Consider the following 7,034-nt stretch of genomic DNA (forward strand, 5'->3'; position numbering starts at 1 on the left):
TTCATATCCTGGTGGGGATGCCGGGTTGATTATGGTGGGTGAGGGCGGGTTTATTTATATCCTGGTGGGGATGCCGGGTTGACAGCAGAACCCGCCCCTACCATGATTAATTATTAATTGTCCGCTGGGTGAGAGGGCGGGTTTATTCATATCCTGGTGGGGATGCCGGGTTGACAGCAGAACCCGCCCCTACGAAATTGTCAATTATCGATTATTTTTGTGGATATGAGATTTCGGGGGGAATGGGGACGACAGGGGGTTCCTAAGCAAATTTGGGCGGCTGGTAGGTCACTGAAGACGCTGGATCTAGCGCCGACAACGGTATTAGCACCGATCGCCACTCCCGGTCCGATAAAGCAATCTGTAGCTACCCACACCCCAGGAGCGATCGCAATTGGGGCGGTTTGTAGACCAAAAGCGGGGTCATGGATATCGTGGCTTCCCGTACACAAATAGGACTTTTGAGAAATCACGCAATGCTCACCGATTTCGATACGGTCTAGGCTATAAAGTACCACATCATCACCAATCCAACTATAATCACCGATCGCCACTTTCCAGGGGTAAGTCAACCTAGCGGTAGGTCGAATAATTACCCCTTGACCAATTTTGGCCCCAAACAGCCGCAAAATCCCGCAGCGAATGTTATTAAACGGGTGAGGAGTCAGGGGAAAGGCGATCGCCTGAACCAACCACCATAGTAAAATCAACCATCCTGGCTTCCCCCGGTCAAACCCAGATTGATCATACTTTCGCAGATCAACCCAGGCTTCTGTCGATGTCTCCGTTTTGGTCATTTTTCCACTGTTTGAGGTACAGACTGAGGCGTGGCTGTCTTGGTGGTGGGTTTCGCCACATTCAACTGACCGCCAAATTTACGCAATTCGTAAAGTTTCACCCCAATTTGATATTCATATTGGCTCAACAGTCGGCCATAAATATAGCCAGCGCGACCATCCAAAAAACCCAGTTGGATAATATAAAATAGGATAAATCGCAACAGAGGTTTAAAGGGCAGTTTCACCCAAATGGTTTTTAAAAAGCGTTTCCGCTGGACTGCATCTCCAAATAAATCAGCCCCAATGGTTTTACTATCATCCTGACCTGTGAGGATATTGTAGTAAACCCGTGCTTCCCAGTTAGAATAGCGGTTATGGCGTTCTATCCAGTGGAACAAATCCCGGAAATCCTCATGAAGCATATCTTCTTGGAGATAACCGACTTTCCCCTCAGAGATGACTACGTGCTCGTGTACTTCATTATCTCCGGTATTACGGACGTTCTCGGTGTTTAGATTTTCGTAGCGACCCAATTTATGCTTGAATAGACGCAGGTTCCAGTCGGGATATTTACCGCCGTGGCGAATCCATTTCCCTAGGAAGAATACCCGACGATTAATGTAATAGCCAGAATATTCGGGGTTTTGGATTTTTTGGGCAATTTCTTGCCAAGATTCCGGGGTGATACGTTCGTCACAGTCCACAATTAGCACCCATTCATTACGAAAGGGGAGATTTTCCAGGGACCAATTTTTCTTTTTCGGCCATTGACCATTGAAGTGGAATTGTACCACTTTAGCTCCGAGACTTTCGGAAATTTCCACAGTGCGATCGCTACTTTGAGAATCGACCACCAAAATTTCATCAGCCACAGCCACACTAGCCAGACACGCGGGGAGATTTTCCTGTTCATTTTTGGCAGGAATTAGCACGGAAACGGGAATTTTGGATGCAGTAATGCTCATAACACAATGTTGATAAGTAGACCATTAAGATAGGTGATTTCTCATGTTTTGGGTTTGGTGGCTGTATTGTTGATGTTTAACAAACCAGCGATCGCCGCTCCTAAATAGCCAATTTGACCATAAGCATAAACCAAATTATCAAATCGGGTAGCTGGATCGTTAAAATACTTTAGGGATTTGTAAAGTCCTCTGACCATATTCTCGCCGCCCCGCCCTAATTGTCCCCAGTTGGCGCGTCCCGACAGTTGTTCACGGTAACACTCACTAATTCCCTGCCACCAGCCTCTCTCCATAAACCAACTGCGCTTAACTCTTTCCGGAGCGACATTATGAGCCACCAAAGCATCGGGAATATAAGCCACCTCCCAGCCTCGGTTGAGAGCTTCTTCTGTCATCACCAGTTCTTCGTTAGAAAGCAGCCGTTTTCCCACTCTACCTAGATTAGGGTCAAACCCTCCAATTTGGTCGAGAAAGGTGCGGCGGATAGAGTAGTTTAGTCCTCTGGGGGTTAAGCCGGGATTGCTGATATAAAGGATATCATCTCCTAGGTTATATGCTCCTAAGTTTTCGGCTAAACCGGGGGATAGCCATGGGGGAGGGGTGATGCCTTCTGGCCAAATTAAGGTAACGCGACCCCCTGCTACCGCTAGTTTCTGGTTGTCTTGATAGGCTGTGTAGAGTACCCTTAGCCATTGAGGACTAGCAACGGCATCATCGTCTAGGTAGGCTAAAATGGGAGCCTGGGCGGTTTTGGCTCCGGTATTGCGGGCGACAGACAGACCTGTGATCGGCTCGTATATATAACGGAGTTTAGGGTGATCGAGTTTGCTTTCGACTATTTCACGGGTGCGATCGCTCGAAGCATTATCTACCACGATCACTTCAAAGTTATCAAATTCCTGGTCTAGCAAGCTATCGATCGCCGCCCCTAAGTAGTTAGCTCGATTATGGGTACAAATGATAGCAGAAATCAGCGGTTCAGACATAACTAGAGTTCCTAGAGGTTGCTGATGGGTTTCCCAACCGTTGATGCAAATTCCCTGACCACTAATCTGGGTTAACTTCGTCCCCACGGGTCGCAGTTACGAGCCTAGATTAGGATGCTATCATTTTACACAATCTTCACCAAAATTCCCATTCTTTTTACATAACTCCCTGTTAAATTCATCTGGCCTTGGTGTTTAATCATCCTCACGGGGATTAAATAATTTGATAGCGTGACTCCCTAGAACATTAATTCTAATTGAATCCGTTGCCAGATAGTCTTTATCTACAATTATTTAAACTCCGCATCAATCACTCAACCTAAAACCTGCCATGGCCATGACAAAACTTTTGGCAAATTTAACCCTAGCTTCCGGCATAGGATTAGCCTCGGCTTTAGCTTTTTCTCTACCTGCTCAATCTCTAGTTTTCTACGACCTCCATTTTTTTGATACGGAAGGTCAGTTAGTAGGTACTGGAGAGTTTAGCCACGAAAAACATCCCTTTGCTGGAGTCATCAATTTATGTGTCAATCAATTATCTTGTAATATTCCCCTGGACATCAGCGCAAGTGACCAATTTTTCCAAGTCACCAGTTTTGTTTCTGATGTCAGAGGTTTATCATTTGAATTCCTCCTTAATAACCCCAATAACCATCAGACTTATCTTTTCTGGCGACCATTTGATGATAATTTACTGTCTAGTGTGGTTCCATGTAGGACTAGAGACTGTATTGGAAGAAGGTTATTTTTCATGGATAATATCTGGTATGATGGCATTGGTAGATCAGAAGTTTCTGCTGGGGCTCTCATGAATGCAACCCAGTGGTCATCGTGGTTGAGGGGATCTCGAATTCCAGACTTTGCTTGGTATAGTGAGTCGGGAACTTGGACAGCTACTAAGCGTTCCGTACCTGAACCGGGAACAATTTTCGGACTGATGGCAGTAGCCCTAGTAACTGGTTCATTATTAAAGCGCAAAGGTGACTCTATTAAACCTGACGATGAACCAAAATAAAGTTAATTTTGTGGGTTCATGAACAGCAAATAAAATCCTCTAGCCAGTCCCCAAACTTCAATAATTAATCAATTGCGGGAGGATTTCGCCCATTAATAAATTGGAAAGAGTTGTTGACTTTTGTTGATTTTGGCATTATAATAGAAGCAACTGGTTGTTTAAAAAAAGCCCAGCGATCGCTCTAAAATTCATTCGAGGGCGATCGCTTTTTTTGATGTTAGCCTTGATGGAGGTTAGACCAGGCGATCGCCAATTGAGTCTACTAATCAAGAAGACGGGGGACTTGAGTCGGAGAACTGTGATTGTGCTAAGGTTTGAGGGAAGGTATGCGTTTAGATTAGCTGTCTCGCCAATTATAAGGAGTGTAGCAGATCCCACTACTATCAATAGTGGTAGCCAAAACAGCTAGTCAGTTTCCCAGCTAATGGAGATATTACATGAGTTTCTCATCAACCAATGCCCAACTCAAAATTTACGGCAGCACATCTGTTTCTGAAATAGTCATTGATAATGGGATAGCTTCCATTGGTCGCGCCCCCGATAACACAGTAGTATTAACAGATATGAGTGTTTCGCGGCACCACGCCGAGATTAGACTAGAGGGCGATCGCTATGTAATTGTGGATTTAGGCAGTACCATTGGCACACTGCTAAACGCAGATACAATTCCCCCCAAAACGCCGCAACCCTTAGCCAATAATGACACCATCCAAATAGGGGATGCTAAACTAACCTTTTGCTTTAGCTCCCTGGCTGTAGCCCCGACCCAAGCCGCCGCCCCAGCCCTATCAGAAGAAACAGTAGTTGATAATACTATAGGGCAAAGCAGTGGCACAGTCCTAAGTTTTACCCTAGAGTTACGGGGAAAGGATCTCATTACTATTGGTCGAGATGCGAGTAATAATACAGTCATTAATCATCCTTCCGTGTCTCGCAACCATGCCCAAATTGCCCGGAAAAACGGGTCTTTTGTTTTAACAGACCTCAGCTCTACCAATGGAACCTTTGTCAATGGTAAAGTAATTACAGGCGATCGCACCCTGACGGTGGGAGACAATATTCGCATCGGTCCTTGTCGCTTCACCTTAAACATTGATGAAACTTTAGTACAGGTCAACGAAGAAGGTAATCTGCGCCTCGATGCGCTAGGCTTAAATAAACAGGTTTCCAAAGAAGTTAACCTACTCAATGATATTTCCCTATCGATACAGGCGCGGGAATTTGTCGTAGTGGCTGGGGTTAGTGGCGGCGGTAAATCTACCCTTCTTGATGCCCTCAACGGCTTTCGTCCAGCTACGGGAGGCCATGTATTAGTCAATGGCGTTGACTTGTACAAAAACTATAACGCCTACCGCACGGAAATTGGTTATGTTCCCCAAAAGGATATTGTCCATACTGAGTTAACTGTGACTCAGGCTTTGGATTATGCCGCCCAATTACGAATGCCGGCTGATACCACTTTAGCAGAAAGACAGAAACGGGTTGATGAGGTTCTCCAGGATTTGGGATTGTCTCACCGTCGGGATGTTCCCATTAAAGCCCTCAGTGGCGGTCAACTCAAGCGGGTATCTATTGGGGTGGAATTGTTGACTAAGCCTAGTTTATTCTTTTTGGATGAGGCAACCTCTGGCTTAGATCCGGGTACGGAAGCTGATATTATGAATCTGCTGCGAAATCTGGCAGACCAAGGTAGGACGGTAATTTTGATTACCCATGCTACCGATAATGTCATGCTGTGTGATTTAGTAGTATTTTTAGGTGCGGGAGGTCGGATTGCTTATTTCGGCCCTCCTCAAGAGGCGCTGCAATATTTTGGGGTTGAGCGCTTTAATCAAATTTATCACAAGGTAGAAAGGGAGCGATCGCCTCAAGATTGGCAGCAAGATTATCTCAACTCTTCCCAATACCAAAGGTTTGTGGTTCAACGCCAAAAGACTCTCACCAATGTTCAGGCTGAAACTAATGGTAATAGGCGATCGCAACAGGTTCCCGGCGCGACCATTAAACGGGTTTCCGCTTGGCGACAGTTTCTGATTTTATCGAATCGGAATTGGTCGATTTTAATGCGCGATCGAGCTAGTTTAATCTTAATGTTGGCGATCGCCCCTATTCTCGGTATACTTGACTGGTTTACCTGGAATCGCTATATGTTTGACGATACCAAAGGCGATTTTGGGCAGGTAATTACCATGCTATTTGTTACCGCCTTAGTCGCCGTCATGGTCGGTAGTATCGCCACCATGCGCGATATTGTCAAAGAAGCCGATATCTACCGCCGGGAAAGGACTATTGGTTTACAAATTCTTCCCTATATTCTGTCGAAGGTTTGTATTGCTTCAGTCTTCGCCTTATATCAAGCCGCAATTTTCCTATTGTTTAAACTGATAGCTGTTCAGATTCCCGGAGACTTTTCCGTTTATGGTTCCTTGTACATAACCTTAGTCTTGGCAACCATGGCAGGAATGGTCATGGGATTATTGGTTTCAGCCATTTCTCCTAACCAGAATATCGCCCCTTTATTGACCATTATCTTTTTAGTTCCTCAAATTACTTTTGGTGGCGGAATGCTACCTATTAACACCTTGGGACTACCAGGACTGATCATTAATCATCTCACCCTAACTAAATGGCCGTTTGAATCCTTTGTTACTATCACTGGAGTAGGTCGAGATGTAGCGGAAGACCCCTGTTGGCAGTTAGATGAGGATGAACGCGATGCCTTAACTGATGCCCAAAAACAGGACTGTATTTGTTTAGGAACTAGCCTATTTAATCAATGCAGTTTTCCCGGCATTTTAGCTAAGTATAATCCGGCTGTTGACCAGCCAGAACCCGTCCGTCCTGAATCTCCTGGCGACCCTCCCCAACAACCTACTAGACCTGATAACCAGTCTTTTCAAGCGCAACTAGACTATGAAGACGAGATGGATCAATATCAAGCTGATATGGAAGCCTACCAAGACCGGGTTAATGAGTACCAGACAGCTATTCAACAATGGCAGGATGAGTATGGAGAATGGCGAGGTAAATATGAGGGGGCTTTAGGTGAAGCCGAAGGAACCATTAAGCGTTTTTTCCAGGACTATGGTTCAATGTTTAATGTCAATGTCGGCAAATATTGGGGGATTTTAATTGGGTTAATTATGGTGATGTTTGGCTTGTTATTAGTGGTGCAAAAACGCAAGGATGTAATTTAACAACCCCGATACAATTATGGGTGGAGGTGAAGCGAGCGTGAAACCCAACAGAGTAGGTTGGGTGAAACCCAACAGAGTAGGTTGGGTGAAAC

Annotated in this window: 6 protein-coding genes; 3 read left to right on the plus strand and 3 right to left on the minus strand. The window is 45.2% G+C overall.

The window, feature by feature from the left end; genetic code table 11:
- Positions 1-200: 200 nt before the first annotated feature.
- The 3 genes from hpsU to P5674_RS16025 are packed head-to-tail and all read right to left on the minus strand — an operon-like array spanning position 201 to position 2,730.
- Positions 201-797 carry a hormogonium polysaccharide biosynthesis acetyltransferase HpsU gene (gene hpsU / locus P5674_RS16015; protein ID WP_006616790.1) on the minus strand — a complete coding sequence of 199 codons (597 nt, stop codon included), beginning with the start codon at positions 795-797 and terminating at the stop codon, positions 201-203.
- A complete protein-coding gene (locus P5674_RS16020; RefSeq protein WP_006616791.1) occupies positions 794-1,744 on the minus strand; it encodes a glycosyltransferase family 2 protein in 951 nt (316 codons plus the stop codon). Before P5674_RS16020 ends, hpsU begins: the two co-directional genes overlap by 4 nt.
- Before the next feature lie 41 nt (positions 1,745-1,785).
- The gene (locus P5674_RS16025) at positions 1,786-2,730 is read right to left on the minus strand and encodes a glycosyltransferase family 2 protein (protein ID WP_014274939.1); all 945 of its coding nucleotides are present in this window, start codon (positions 2,728-2,730) and stop codon (positions 1,786-1,788) included.
- 331 nt (positions 2,731-3,061) lie between these two features.
- On the opposite strand from P5674_RS16025, the gene P5674_RS16030 reads away from it, so the two are divergent.
- The 3 genes from P5674_RS16030 (at position 3,062) to P5674_RS16040 (ending at position 6,942) form a co-directional block, all read left to right on the plus strand.
- Positions 3,062-3,745 carry a PEP-CTERM sorting domain-containing protein gene (locus P5674_RS16030; protein WP_006616793.1) on the plus strand — a complete coding sequence of 228 codons (684 nt, stop codon included), beginning with the start codon at positions 3,062-3,064 and terminating at the stop codon, positions 3,743-3,745.
- Between the two features lie 154 nt (positions 3,746-3,899).
- On the plus strand, positions 3,900-4,154 hold the full coding sequence (locus tag P5674_RS16035) for a hypothetical protein (protein WP_014274938.1): 255 nt from the start codon (positions 3,900-3,902) through the stop codon (positions 4,152-4,154).
- A gap of 28 nt (positions 4,155-4,182) precedes the next feature.
- Complete coding sequence (locus P5674_RS16040) at positions 4,183-6,942, plus strand: FHA domain-containing protein (protein WP_014274937.1); 2,760 nt, start codon at positions 4,183-4,185, stop codon at positions 6,940-6,942.
- The last annotated feature ends 92 nt before the right edge of the window (positions 6,943-7,034 follow it).

Origin of the sequence: Limnospira sp. PMC 289.06, assembly GCF_032350395.1 — a bacterium.
Lineage (GTDB): Bacteria > Cyanobacteriota > Cyanobacteriia > Cyanobacteriales > Microcoleaceae > Limnospira > Limnospira platensis.

Bases quoted from the DNA above. Each gene is read 5' to 3' on its own strand.
- hpsU (WP_006616790.1), bottom strand. From the start codon at position 797: ATGACCAAAACGGAGACATCGACAGAAGCCTGGGTTGATCTGCGAAAG.
- P5674_RS16020 (WP_006616791.1), bottom strand. From the start codon at position 1,744: ATGAGCATTACTGCATCCAAAATTCCCGTTTCCGTGCTAATTCCTGCC.
- P5674_RS16040 (WP_014274937.1), top strand. From the start codon at position 4,183: ATGAGTTTCTCATCAACCAATGCCCAACTCAAAATTTACGGCAGCACA.
- P5674_RS16030 (WP_006616793.1), top strand. From the start codon at position 3,062: ATGGCCATGACAAAACTTTTGGCAAATTTAACCCTAGCTTCCGGCATA.
- P5674_RS16025 (WP_014274939.1), bottom strand. From the start codon at position 2,730: ATGTCTGAACCGCTGATTTCTGCTATCATTTGTACCCATAATCGAGCT.